The sequence below is a fragment of the Microbispora sp. H11081 genome (assembly GCF_012999535.1).
Taxonomy (GTDB): domain Bacteria; phylum Actinomycetota; class Actinomycetes; order Streptosporangiales; family Streptosporangiaceae; genus Microbispora.
The window spans coordinates 331,540-343,621 of the sequence record NZ_JABBWV010000004.1; the positions used below are offsets into that span (position 1 = coordinate 331,540).

At 72.0% G+C, this 12,082-nt stretch carries 9 protein-coding genes; 4 read left to right on the forward strand and 5 right to left on the reverse strand.

Annotated features, from left to right (window positions below):
• Positions 1-29: 29 nt before the first annotated feature.
• The 3 genes from HHX31_RS13875 to hppD form a co-directional block, all read right to left on the reverse strand.
• Positions 30-1,535: a M1 family metallopeptidase gene (locus HHX31_RS13875; RefSeq protein ID WP_169948657.1), complete on the reverse strand. Its 1,506-nt coding sequence runs from the start codon at positions 1,533-1,535 to the stop codon at positions 30-32.
• A gap of 100 nt (positions 1,536-1,635) precedes the next feature.
• Positions 1,636-2,142 (reverse strand): RDD family protein, encoded by a 507-nt coding sequence (locus HHX31_RS13880; protein WP_169948658.1) that lies wholly within the window; start codon positions 2,140-2,142, stop codon positions 1,636-1,638.
• Between the two features lie 101 nt (positions 2,143-2,243).
• Complete coding sequence (hppD, locus tag HHX31_RS13885; RefSeq protein WP_169948659.1) at positions 2,244-3,347, reverse strand: 4-hydroxyphenylpyruvate dioxygenase; 1,104 nt, start codon at positions 3,345-3,347, stop codon at positions 2,244-2,246.
• Positions 3,348-3,443: 96 nt separating this feature from the next.
• On the opposite strand from hppD, the gene HHX31_RS13890 reads away from it, so the two are divergent.
• A complete protein-coding gene (locus HHX31_RS13890; protein WP_169948660.1) occupies positions 3,444-3,911 on the forward strand; it encodes an Lrp/AsnC family transcriptional regulator in 468 nt (155 codons plus the stop codon).
• A 165-nt stretch (positions 3,912-4,076) separates the two neighbouring features.
• Positions 4,077-6,608 (forward strand): transglycosylase domain-containing protein, encoded by a 2,532-nt coding sequence (locus tag HHX31_RS13895; protein ID WP_311931775.1) that lies wholly within the window; start codon positions 4,077-4,079, stop codon positions 6,606-6,608.
• Positions 6,609-6,635: 27 nt separating this feature from the next.
• On the opposite strand, the gene HHX31_RS13900 is transcribed toward HHX31_RS13895, so the two are convergent.
• Both HHX31_RS13900 and HHX31_RS13905 read right to left on the reverse strand, forming a co-directional pair.
• Positions 6,636-8,633, reverse strand: coding sequence for a thioredoxin domain-containing protein (locus tag HHX31_RS13900; protein WP_169948661.1), 1,998 nt, complete (start codon positions 8,631-8,633; stop codon positions 6,636-6,638).
• Between the two features lie 63 nt (positions 8,634-8,696).
• Positions 8,697-9,725, reverse strand: coding sequence for a trans-acting enoyl reductase family protein (locus HHX31_RS13905; protein ID WP_169948662.1), 1,029 nt, complete (start codon positions 9,723-9,725; stop codon positions 8,697-8,699).
• 106 nt (positions 9,726-9,831) lie between these two features.
• Here HHX31_RS13905 and HHX31_RS13910 point away from each other — a divergent pair, with 106 nt between their 5' ends.
• Both HHX31_RS13910 and HHX31_RS13915 read left to right on the forward strand, forming a co-directional pair.
• Positions 9,832-10,851 carry a helix-turn-helix domain-containing protein gene (locus HHX31_RS13910; RefSeq protein ID WP_169948663.1) on the forward strand — a complete coding sequence of 340 codons (1,020 nt, stop codon included), beginning with the start codon at positions 9,832-9,834 and terminating at the stop codon, positions 10,849-10,851.
• Positions 10,852-10,862: 11 nt separating this feature from the next.
• Positions 10,863-12,026, forward strand: coding sequence for a hypothetical protein (locus tag HHX31_RS13915; protein ID WP_311931776.1), 1,164 nt, complete (start codon positions 10,863-10,865; stop codon positions 12,024-12,026).
• Positions 12,027-12,082 lie beyond the last annotated feature (56 nt).

Sequence of the window (12,082 nt, forward strand, 5' to 3'; positions counted from 1 at the left end):
TCTCCTGATCGGGCCGCCGCCCGTCCCGGTCAGCTCAGCGGGGCGGGGCGTTTCGGCTGGAACAGCCAGGCGTCGAACAGTCCCTTGAGGTCCTTGCCCGAGACGCGTTCCGCCAGCGCGATGAACTCCTGCGTGGTGACGTTGCCGTACCTGTGGGCGTCGGTCCACTCCCTGATCAGCGGGAAGAACTTCTGGTCGCCGATCTCCCTGCGCAGGGCGTGCAGCGTCATCGCGCCGCGGTTGTAGACGGCGGCGCTGAACAGGTCGTCGGCGCGGGCCGTGCCCGGGGGATAGGTCCACATCGGGTCCGCCGCGTTGTCGTAGTAGCGCCGGAAGACCGAATCGGCCGTGTACTGGCCGCTGTGCTCCGCCCACAGCCATTCGGCGTACGTCGCGAAGCCCTCGTTCAGCCACAGGTCCCGCCAGCGCCCGATGCTCAGGCTGTCGCCGAACCACTGGTGGGCGAGCTCGTGCGCGATGATCGCGGGCTCGGGCGCGAAGCCGCCGTAGATGGGCTTGGTCTGGTTCTCCAGCGCGTACCCCGCCGCGTAGTCGTCGATCACGCCGCCCGTGGAGGAGAAGGGGTAGGGCCCGAAGACGGTCGACCAGTAGTCGGTGATCTTGCCGGTCTGCGTGAAGAGGGTGTCGAGCGAGCCGCGGAAGGAGTCGGCGACGGCGGTGTAGATCGGCACGCCCTTGTCGCTCTTGCCGGTGCGGACCTGGAATTTGCCGGTGGTCATCGTGGCGAGGTAGCTCGCCATCGGGTGGCTCTCCCGCCAGACGAAGGTCGTCTTGCCCGCCGTGGTCCGCGGCGTCCCGGTCATCTCGCCGTTGGCGATCGCGGTCAGCCCTTCGGGCACGGTGATATGGAAGTCGTACGTCGCCTTGTCGGCGGGGTGGTCGTTAGACGGGAACCAGGTCTTCGCGCCGTTCGGCTCGCAGGTGACGAACGCCCCGTCCGCGGTGGGGATGAAGCCGTACCTGCCGAGGTTGGCGGAGTCGCGCATCGGCTCGGGCACGCCGCCATAGTCGACCGTGACCGCGAAGCCGTCGCCGTTCCCGATCCGCCGGGCGGGCTCGATCACGAGCTCGTCGCGGCTGCGGCTGAACGAGGCCGCCGCGCCGTCCACCGTCACGCGGCTCACCGTGAGCCCGTGCAGGTCCAGGTTGAACGACGTGAGGTCCTGTACGGCCTTCGCCTCGATCGTGGCGCTGCCCGCGAGCTTCCTGGACGGCGGGTCGTAGGACAGGCGCAGGCCGTAGTGCTGGACGTCGTAGCCGCCGTTGCCGTCGTCGGGGAAGTCGGGGTCGCCGATCCCCGGGGCGCCCATCGCCGACGTGCCCGCACCGGGTGACGCGGGGCCGGCCGCGACCTGGGACGGCGCCGTCGCGCCCGGAGACGGCGCGACCGCGCCCTCGGACGGCGCGCAGGCCGTGGCGGTCCCCACGGCGAGGGCGCAGATCAGGGCGGTGATCGGCCTGCCGGTCCGCGTCCTGGTGGGCGGTGAGAACGGAGGAAGACGATGCGTGGCCATATGTCAGGCAACCCTATGCGAGGCACCGAGGTGGTCCGGGTACTGACGCCCGCGTGTTTTCCCTGGTCGCGCGGGATGCGGGCCCGCGAGGCCGGCCGTCTCAGGCGTCCACGACGAGCGTCCTGGCCGCCTTGTCGTGCAGGGCCTGCTTCCTGCGGTCGAACAGGATCCAGCCGAGGTCCACCACCCCGAGGCAGCACAGCCAGCCCAGCACGATCTCCACCGCCTGCCGCACCGCGATCACCCCGGGACCGGCCGGCTCACCCGTCTCCCGCAACACCCGCATGCCGAAGAGCCGCTTGCCCACCGTCTGGCCGTTCCAGAACGACTGGAGCAGCCAGAAGTAGAGGAACCCGACAACCCCGGCGAACAGGCCGTCGCCGACCGGGATCCGGGCCGCCGCCTCCGTCACGCCGTCGGACACGACCCGTACGTCGTCCCAGGTGAACGGCGAGGTCAGGAGCCCGATCAGCACGGCGTCCACGATCCCGGCGAACAGGCGGCGCCAGCGGCCGGCGAGCCGCGGCGCCGTCAGCCCGAAGGGCGGGGGCGTCCAGGGAATCCTCGGTTCCCCGTACGGGTCGCCCGGAGGCGGCGGTGTTCCCATGGCTGAATGGTCACCCCGCCGCCCTTCGGTCAAAGCCGGGCGCGCGCAAAGGGTGGTGCGCGTCTGGCAAATGCTGCCCGTGAGCCGGGACGCGACCGCGGTCAGAGGGTGCCGCGGCGCGCCTGCTCGCGCTCGATGGCCTCGAAGAGCGCCTTGAAGTTGCCCTTGCCGAAGCCGAGCGACCCGTGCCGCTCGATGAGCTCGTAGAAGACGGTCGGGCGGTCCACCACCGGCTTGGTGAAGATCTGCAGAAGGTAGCCGTCCTCGTCGCGGTCCACGAGGATGCGGCGCTTCTTCAGCTCCTCGACCGGCACGCGGACCTCGCCGATGCGCGAGCGCAGTTCGGGGTCGTCGTAGTAGGAGTCCGGCGTGTCGAGGAACTCGACCCCCGCCGCGCGCATGGCGTCGACGGTCGTGAGGATGTCGTTGGTGGCGAGCGCGATGTGCTGCACGCCCGGGCCGCCGTAGAACTCCAGGAACTCCTCGATCTGGGACTTCTTCTTGCCCTCCGCGGGCTCGTTCAGCGGGAACTTGACCTTGCGGGTGCCGTCCGCGACGACCTTGGACATCAGCGCCGAGTATTCGGTGGCGATGTCGTCGCCGATGAACTCGGCCATCTTGGTGAAGCCCATGACCCTCTCGTAGAACTCCACCCACTCCTCCATGCGCTCGACGTTGCCGACGCAGTGGTCGATCGCCTGGAAGAGCCGGCCGTTCCGCACCGCGGGCGGCGCGACGATGGGCTCGGCGGCGACGTAACCCGGCAGGTAGGGGCCGGTGTAGTTGGCGCGGTCGACGAGGGTGTGCCGGGTCTCGCCGTAGGTCGCGATGGCCGCGAAGACGACCTTGCCGTACTCGTCCTCGACCACGTGGGGCTCCTCCAGCCCGCGGGCCCCGTTCTCCAGCGCGTGCCGGTAGGCCGCCTCCACGTCCGGCACGTCCAGCGCGAGGTCGATGACGCCGTCGCCGTGCTCGGCCACGTGCCGCGCGAGCGGCGTGCCCGCGCGTACGGCCGCGCGCAGTTCGAACCTGGCCGAGCCCGACACGAGGACGTACGCCACCTCGTCGCGGCTGCCAGTCTCCGGCCCTCGGTAAGCCACCAGGCGCATCCCGAAGGCGGTCGAGTAGTAGTGGGCGGCCTGCTTCGCGTTGCCGACCGCGAAGACCACCGCGTCCATGCCGTGAACCGGAAAGACATCGTTCATGTGACAAGGGTCCGTTCGCATGGCCAATTTGTGCAACAGTGACTTGATTTGGTGGACAATGTGCTCAGTGTGCGCCTCGGACAAGGGGAAATCGTTATGACGATTGACCACCTCGACGCCCGGCTCGTCGCCATGCTGGCCGCCGAGCCCCGGATCGGCGTGCTCGAGTGCTCCCGCAGGCTGAGCGTCGCCAGGGGCACGGTGCAGGCCCGGCTCGACCGGATGGTCGCCAAGGGGGTCATCACCGGCTACGGCCCCGACATCGATCCGGCCGCGCTCGGCTTCGACGTGACGGCGTTCGTGACGTTGCACATCAGGCAGGTCGCGGGGCACGTGCCGGTGGCCGACCAGCTCGCGCTCATCCCCGAGGTCCTGGAGGTCCACACGATCACCGGTGGCGGAGACATGCTCTGCCGCGTGGTCGCCCGCAGCAACGCCGACCTCCAGCGCGTCATCGACCGGATCGTGGGCGTGGAGGGCGTCGTGCGGACCGAATCGGTGATCGCCCTCGACACGCTGGTCCCGTACCGGACCCTTCCGCTCGTCCGCGCGGCCGGGAGCTGACCGGGGCGGGTTTTCCACAGAGTGCCGCCGTGGGCCAGGCTTTTCCACAGAGGTGGCGGGAAGTGCCGGACCATCGAGGCCCATCGTTTACCGTGGTCTCATTCGCCCAGCTCAGGGGGCTCAAAGGGGCGTAGCGGGGGTATCGGACTTATCGGGGGTCACAGCGTGGACAGCGCCGGGGGAGGCCCGACCGACGAGGGCCCGGTCGAGAAGGGCCCAGTCGGTGGGGGCCCGGTCGACGGCGGCCCGGCCGGCGAGGGCGCCGTGGACCGGCGGGCGTCGTTCGGCGGCCCGGACGGGGGAGGCGACGCCGGCGGCCGCGCGCCGGGTCGCCGGCGAGGGCGGCTGCCGCGCATCCTGCTTTTGACCATGGCGACGGGAATCGCCGGGTTCGTCGTGTTCCTCGCCGTGGTGTGGGCGCTCACCCCGATCCCGGACAGCACCCAGGAACTGGCGACGGCCCAGGGCTCGGTGATCTACTACCGGGACGGCAAGACCCTCCTCGCCACCGAGGGCGTGAATCGCAAGAACGTGCCGCTCACGCGGGTCCCGCAGGTCGTCAGAAGCGCGGTGATCGCGGCGGAGAACCGGACGTTCTACCAGGACCAGGGCGTCTCCCTGCCCGGTACGGCCCGCGCCGTGTGGTCGACGATAACCGGCCGCCAACTCCAGGGCGGCTCGACGATCACCCAGCAGATGGTCCGCAACTACTACAGCGGCCTCGGTCAGGAACGATCCATCGCGCGCAAGCTCAAAGAGATCATGATCGCGCTGAAAGTGGATCGTTCCAAGACGAAAGACTGGGTGCTGGAGCGCTATCTCAACACCATCTACTTCGGCCGGGGCGCGTACGGCGTCCAGGCCGCCGCGCGGGCCTACTTCGACAAGGACGTGCAGAACCTGACGGCGGCCGAGGGCGCCTACCTCGCCGCCGTGATCCAGCAGCCCACCCGGTTCGCCAACCCGTCCGGGGCCGCGCTCGACGCGGTGAAGTCCAGGTGGAAGTCGGTGATCCGCGGGATGCGGGAGACCGGCGCGATCAGCCGCGAGGAGGCCGGCGCGCTGGAGTTCCCCACGCTCGCCAAGCAGCGCGCGCCGCTGTCCCTCGGCGGCCAGAACGGCTACATGCTCGCGCAGGTGCGCGCCGAGCTGAACCGGCTCGGCTACACCGACGAGGACATCAACCACGGCGGCCTGAAGGTCACCACGACGTTCGACAAGAAGCTGATGGCGCAGGCCCAGCAGGCGGTGAAGTCCGTCCTGCCGGACGACACCCCCAAGAAGGTCCGCACCGGCCTGGCCGCCGTCGATCCCGCCACCGGCGAGGTCGTCGCCTTCTACGGCGGGCGTTACGAGACCAACCAGTACGACAACGCGTTCTCGGCCAAGGTCCAGGCCGGCTCGACCTTCAAGCCCTACACGCTGGCCGCCGCGCTCGAAGCCGGATACGGGCTCGACGCGCTGGTCTACGGCAACTCGCCCATCCGCATCGGCGCCACCGACATCCCCAACTCCGGCGGCAAGTCGTACGGCTCGGCCATCACGCTGCTCGAGGCGACGCAGTATTCCGTCAACACCGCCTTCGTGGACCTGGGACAGCGCATCGGTGTGGACAAGGTCGTCGCGGCGGCGCGGGCGGCGGGGATCCCCGCCGCGCAGCTCGCCCCGCACCAGGGGGTGGCGACGCTGCCCCTCGGCGTGGCGTCGGTGAGCGCCGTGCAGCAGGCCGCGGGGTTCGGCACGTTCGCGGCCGGAGGCATCCACCACGAGCCGCACGTGATCCGGGCCGTCACCGACGGCACCGGGCTCACCCGCAGGTTCGCCCCGCCCGGCGTCCGGGCCTTCAGCGAGAACACCGCCGCCGACACGACGTACGCGCTGGAGCAGGTGGTGCGCGGGGGCACCGGCGCCGCCGCGGGACTGTGGGACCGCCCGGTGGCGGGCAAGACCGGCACCACCGACGAGTCCGCCGCGGTCTGGTTCTCCGGGTACGTCCCCCAGCTGGCCGTGGCGGTGAACATGTTCCGCGACGACAACAAGCCGGTGACCGTCCCCGGCTACGGCGAGCTGTACGGCGGGACGCTGCCCGCCCAGATCTGGAAGACCTTCATGAGCACCGCCATGGAGGGCAAGCCGGTCCGGGAGTTCCCCGACCCTGTCACGTGGAACCCCTACAACTGGAACACCTACGGCATGGCCATACCCCAGCCGAGCGGCGTTCCCACCGCCTACCCGTCCGGCCCGCCCGGCGCCGACGGGCCCTACGGGCCGTACGGACCTGAGGGAGCGCCGGAGCCGGACGTGCCGGGCGGCGCCACGGACACCGGGGACGCCGGGGCCGCCGGGGACGAGCAGCAGGGCGCGCCAGGCCAGGGCGGCGAGGCCGGTCCGAGAGGCGGCGCGAACGGAACCGGCGGCGTGACGGACCCGGCGGGCGCGGCCCGTGCCCGCGACCCGGGAGCCGCCGACGCCGCCCCGGGTGCGAGGAACGGCAGGTCCGACGCGGGCGCCAGAATGGGCCCCGGCGCCGCCACGGGGCCCGACGGCAGGCGCATCGGCCAGAACGGCCAGAACGCTCAGAACGGCCAGAACGCTCAGAACGGGCAGGCCGGCCAGGATGGTCGTGGTGACCAGACCGGCCCGCTCGCGCGGCTCCCAGGGCCGCAGCTCCCGGTCCCGCAGGTCCCCGACCGCTGACGACCGCTGACGTCCGCCCCGCAGCTCCTACCTGGCCAGCTCGGCCCGCAGCTCGGCGGGGGTGGTGACCGGCGCGCGGCAGGTGAACCGCCGGCACACGTAGGCCGCCGGGGAGCCGTCGACCATGCCCCGGCCCTCCAGCAGCGGCACGTCCACGGGCCCGGCGCCGGACTGTCCTGAGCCCAGCGCGACGACCAGGCCCGGCGTGCCGGACATCAGGGCCGCCCGGTGCAGCGCGCGCGTGCGGGAGTCGTCCGCCGGGCCGATGATCGCCACCTCGGCGGGGCCGCGCAGCGCCGCCTCCGCCACCGCGAGACCCCACCCGGCGAACCGGGCATGCCTCTCCGCCAGCGCCGAGACCGTGCCAAGGGCCGCCTCCGCCGCCTCCCGGTGCCGAGCGGAACCGGTGAGCGCGGCGTACGACAGCAGCGCTCCGGCCGCCGCGAACTGGCCGGACGGCGTCGCGTTGTCGGTGGGGTCCTGGGGCCGCTGGAACAGCCGTTCGCCGTCGTCGGGGGCGTCGTAGAACCCCCCGGAGCCGTCGGGGAACCGCGTGAGCACCGTCTCCAGCAGGTCGCCGGCGCGGTGGAACCACCGGCTCTCCCCGGTGACGCCGTAGAGGGCCAGGAAGCCCTCGGCCACGTTGGCGTAGTCCTCCAGCATGCCGGCGTTGGCCCCCGCCCGGCCGTCGCGGGAGGTGCGCAGCAGCCTCGCCGGGTCGCGGCTCACCGTGTGCAGCTCGTCGAGCAGCACGGCCGCCGCACGTGCGGCGTCCACCAGTTCTGGCCGGTCGAAGAGCGCGCCCGCCTCTGCCGCCGCGGCGATCGCCAGCCCGTTCCAGGAGGCCACGACCTTGTCGTCCCGCCCCGGCCGCGGCCGGCGCTCCCGGGCGGCGAACAGGGCCGTACGGACCCGCTCGAACCGGGCCTGGTCGTCGGGGTCGGCTAGAAGCTGGAGCACCGACGTGCCGTGCTCGAACGTGCCCGTCACCTCGAACACCGAGGCCGCCCAGGCGGCGTCGTCCTCGCCGAGAACCTCGCGGAGCTGGGCGGGGGTCCAGACGTAGAACAGCCCCTCGCCGTGCCCGCCGTCAGGTCCCTCGCTGTCGGCGTCGAGGGCGGAGGCGAACCCGCCCTCGGGCGTGCGCATCTCCCGCAGCAGCCACTCGGCGGTCTCCAGGGCGACCCGCCTGGCCAGGACGGATCCGGTCGCCCGCCACCAGTGGGCGTAGACCCGCAGCAGCAGCGCGTTGTCGTAGAGCATCTTCTCGAAGTGCGGCACGACCCAGTCCGCGTCGACGGAGTAGCGGGCGAAGCCCCCGCCCAGCTGGTCGTACATGCCGCCTCTGGCCATCGCCTCCATGGTCGTCTCCGCCATGGCCATGGCGTCCCGGGTGCCGTGCCGCAGCAGGAACTCCAGGACCATGGACGGCGGGAACTTGGGCGCCCCGCCGAACCCGCCCCGCCGCCGGTCGAATCCGTCCGCGAGGTTCCGTACGGCGAGGCCGAGGGTCTCGGCGGTGGGCGCGGGGCCAGACGGAGCCCCGGTCTGCCCGGCGAGCGCCTCCACCACCTTCTCGCCCTGGGCCAGGACGCCCTCCCGGTCCTGCCGCCAGGCCTGCGAGACGGCGTGCAGCAGCCGCTGGAAGTGCTGCCGGGGGAAGTAGGTGCCGGCGTAGAACGGATGCCCCTCAGGGGTGGCGAAGACCGTCATCGGCCAGCCGCCCTGCCCGGTCATCGCCTGGACCGCGCCCATGTAGACCGCGTCGACGTCGGGCCGCTCCTCGCGGTCCACCTTGACGTTGACGAACATCTCGTTCATCAGCGCCGCGGTCGCCTTGTCCTCGAACGACTCGTGGGCCATGACATGACACCAGTGACACGCGGAGTAGCCCACGCTGATCAGCAGGGGGACGTTGCGCCGGCGCGCCTCCGCGAAGGCGTCCTCGCCCCAGGGGAACCAGTCCACCGGATTGTCCGCGTGTTGCAGGAGGTAGGGAGAGGTCTCGCCGCCCAGCCGGTTCATAGGATCACCCTCTCACACGTCGGAAAGGACGATCCGAGTGAGGATGAGGCGGGGGTCCGCCCGTTACCGGTGCAGTTCCAGGGAGACGTGCGGGGCCAGCGCGTGGAGGAAGCCGAGGGCGTCGAAGATCTCGCCGGCGGAGGCGACGCCGACGGTCCTGGTTCGTCCGGTGAGTATGCGGTCGACCGCCTCCACCGCGAGCGGCGCGGTGATGGCGTAGATGTCCCGGCCTCGTGCCACGGCGCGGCGTTGGGCGCCGCCGGAGCGCACGACGACGTCAACGACGAAGGTCTGCGCGGACCGTCCGTGCTCGTCCACCGGGGCCGGCGCCGGAGTGTTCGGGTCCGACAATTCCCTGGCGGCCTCGACCGTCATGTAGGTCCGCACATCGGGGATGGACAGGTGGCTGGGAATGGTGACGACGTCGGCCATCGTGAACTCTCCGATGACGGCCCGCGGTCCCATCGGGTCGGGGAAGGGCCACTCCAGGGTCGGCGCCTTGTCGTCGCGATACTCAAGCCTGCCGTTCGAGTAACGGACGCGCCGGCCGCCCCGCCGCTCCCCGGAGACCACGCCCGAGGCACGCGTCCCTGCGGTCGGGTGCCAGCCGCTCAGCCCGTACGCGACGTGCGCCTCGTCGGCCGCCGTCCAGTCGCCCATCGCGGCGGTGGCCAGCAGGTCGCCGAGACCGCCGTAGAAGGCCATCGCGGGGACGATCACGGCTCCGGCGGCGCGGGCGCGCTCCGCGAAGCTCGTGAACGTGTCGGCGTTGGCCTCGATCTCCGCCGCCACATCCACATAGGGGATCCCGGCGCGCAGCGCCGCCTCGATCACGGGAGCGGCCGTCGCGGCGAAGGGCCCGGCACAGTTGATCACGGCCGCCGCGCCGGCCAGTGCGCGGTCGAGCGAGGCCGGGTCGTCGACCGACGCCGGGCGGGCCTCCAGCCCTAACTCGGACGCCGCCTTCTCCAGCTTTGCTGGGTCGCGCCCGGACAGCAGCGGGACGAACCCGCGATCCCGCAGTTGTGCCACCACGAAGCGCCCGGTATGCCCGTACGCGCCGAAAACCGCCACCGTGCGACCCGATTCCATCGGTTCTCCTCCTCGAATGATCCACCGCGATCCGTCGTGGACATCCTGACGAGGACGGGTGTCTCATACGAGTGTCTGGAACGCCATTGCCCGTACAATTCCGGACATGAGCACTGTCGCGCTGGCCGTCACCGACGGGATGCTGCACTTCGAGCTCGCGTTGGCGTACGAGGTCTTCGGGGCCGACCTGTCCCACGTGGCCGACCCCTGGTACAGCCTCGTCGTCTGCGGGCCAGGCCCCGTACGGGCCGGGCGGTTCCGGCTGGACCCCGACCACGGCCTCGACCGGCTCTCACGCGCCGACACAGTGATCGTCCCCGGGTGGGCCGATGTCGACGTCGATCCACCCGCCGATCTGGTCGACGCGGTGCGCGCGGCCCACGAGGCGGGCGCACGCGTGGCCTCCCTCTGCACGGGCGCGTTCGTCCTGGCGGCAGCGGGCCTGCTGGACGGGAGACGCGCGACCACGCACTGGGCGCACACCCGGGAGCTGGCTGCCCGCCACCCGCGGGTGGACGTGGACCCGGACGTCCTGTACGTGGACAACGGCAGCGTGCTCACCTCCGCGGGCAAGGCGGCGGCCATGGACCTGTGCCTGCACCTCGTCCGCCTCGACCACGGCTCCTCGGTCGCCAACACGGTGGCCCGCCGCCTGGTCGTGCCGCCGCACCGGGACGGCGGTCAGGCCCAGTTCGTCACCACCCCGGTGCCCGCCCCCGGCAACCACCCGCTCGCCGATCTTTTCCCCTGGGTGACGGAACGGCTGGACCATCCGCTGACCGTTGAGGACATGGCCCGCCGGGCGCGGATGAGCTCGCGCAACCTGAGCCGCCACTTCAGGTCGGTCACCGGCGCCACTCCGCTGCAGTGGCTGCTGATTCAGCGGATCCGCCACGCCCAGGAGCTGCTGGAGACCACCGACGACGGCATCGAGGCCATCGCGGCGGCCACCGGCATGGGCACCGCCACGACCCTGCGCCGGCACTTCAACCGCACGGTCGGCGTGCCGCCGGACGCCTACCGCCGCACCTTCCGCTCCCGGACGCGCCCCGGTTCCGGCGGGCCGCCACGTCCTGGGGAACTCGCGGGGGACCGTGGGGATGTGTTCCGGCGCGTCCCAGCGTAGGCTCACAGGACGTGGGCTTGGATCTGGACTTCGCTGTCAGGCACTCGGGACGCCCCGCGGCCGTGATGACGCGGCGCGACGTCGCGCGGGTGCTGCTGGCCGTGCCGTCCGGGCAGGCCCTGGTAGCCCTTCCCGACCTGCGGCGGCAGCTTCTCGCGGCCGGCAACCCGCTGTCGCCCGTGTTCTGGGATTCGGCCAAGGCCGTGCTGACCAGCATCGAGTCGGGCGTCGCGACGGTCGGCGACGTGCAGCGCTGGCTGGAGTCCAGCGGGACCGAGCCGATCATGCTGACCCGCAGCTACTTCCTGTGGCCCGAGGAGAGCGAGCGCGGGCCGGTGGCCACGGAGATGTACGAGCGGCTGGTCGAGTTCCTGGAGGAGCGGATGGCGGCCGGGGAGATCGACCCGGACGCGCTGGCCGCCGGGAACCCCGCCGCCCGGCACGCCTACGAGGAGCTTCAGGAGCGCTGGCTGGGCGCCCCGCTGCCGGACGGCCGGGTGCCGGGCGTCGTCGTCAACGACGAGCAGGACCGGGAGCTGTACGCCGCCTGGGACGAGGAGGAGGCGTTCGCGCTCAGCGAGCTGCGGCGGGTGCTCGACGACCTGCCGGAGCCGCCCTTCCCCGAGGCCGACCTGCGCTCGGCCGCCCGGCGGCTGCGGGTGACGCTGACCCGGCCCGGCTACCCGGGCAACGTGCTGCGCGCCTGCGCCGGGCTGGAGGACGGCGACCTGCCGGAGGGCGACCAGGATTTGTGGCTGACCGTCGCCGCCGGAATCGCCGCGCCCATCTCGGACCTGCCGGATGAGGAGGACGCCGCCCGGTTCTTCGACATGGAGGGCGAGCTCAGCCACGAGGACTCGATACTGGCCTCGCTGTGCGCCATCCACCACGCCGACTGGCTCGCATCGGTGATCACGCTGGTGCGGTACGGCCCGGGGGTGCTCGCCTCGCCCGAGCGGATCGCCCGGTTCATCGCCGACTCCGAGGACGTCGACGTGGATCCGGACGAGCCGGAGGACCTTGAGGCGACGGAGATGCTGTTCACGGCGGTGACGCCGCTGTGGGCGCACCTCGGGATCGTGGACCGGGCCGAGGTGCTGACCCCGCTGGGCTGGTGGGGCCTGCCGAAGGCGCTGGAGCGCGCCTGGTCCTCAGGCCCCGCGCTGCCCGACTGAAAGCCCGCCGCCGCCCGGCTCAAAGCCCCGCGCCGCCCCAACCGAAACCCGGGGGA

Coding starts and splice junctions, on each gene's coding strand:
- HHX31_RS13880 (WP_169948658.1), bottom strand. CDS start 2,142: ATGGGAACACCGCCGCCTCCGGGCGACCCGTACGGGGAACCGAGGATT.
- HHX31_RS13875 (WP_169948657.1), bottom strand. CDS start 1,535: ATGGCCACGCATCGTCTTCCTCCGTTCTCACCGCCCACCAGGACGCGG.
- HHX31_RS13910 (WP_169948663.1), top strand. CDS start 9,832: ATGAGCACTGTCGCGCTGGCCGTCACCGACGGGATGCTGCACTTCGAG.
- hppD (WP_169948659.1), bottom strand. CDS start 3,347: ATGAACGATGTCTTTCCGGTTCACGGCATGGACGCGGTGGTCTTCGCG.
- HHX31_RS13905 (WP_169948662.1), bottom strand. CDS start 9,725: ATGGAATCGGGTCGCACGGTGGCGGTTTTCGGCGCGTACGGGCATACC.
- HHX31_RS13890 (WP_169948660.1), top strand. CDS start 3,444: ATGACGATTGACCACCTCGACGCCCGGCTCGTCGCCATGCTGGCCGCC.
- HHX31_RS13900 (WP_169948661.1), bottom strand. CDS start 8,633: ATGAACCGGCTGGGCGGCGAGACCTCTCCCTACCTCCTGCAACACGCG.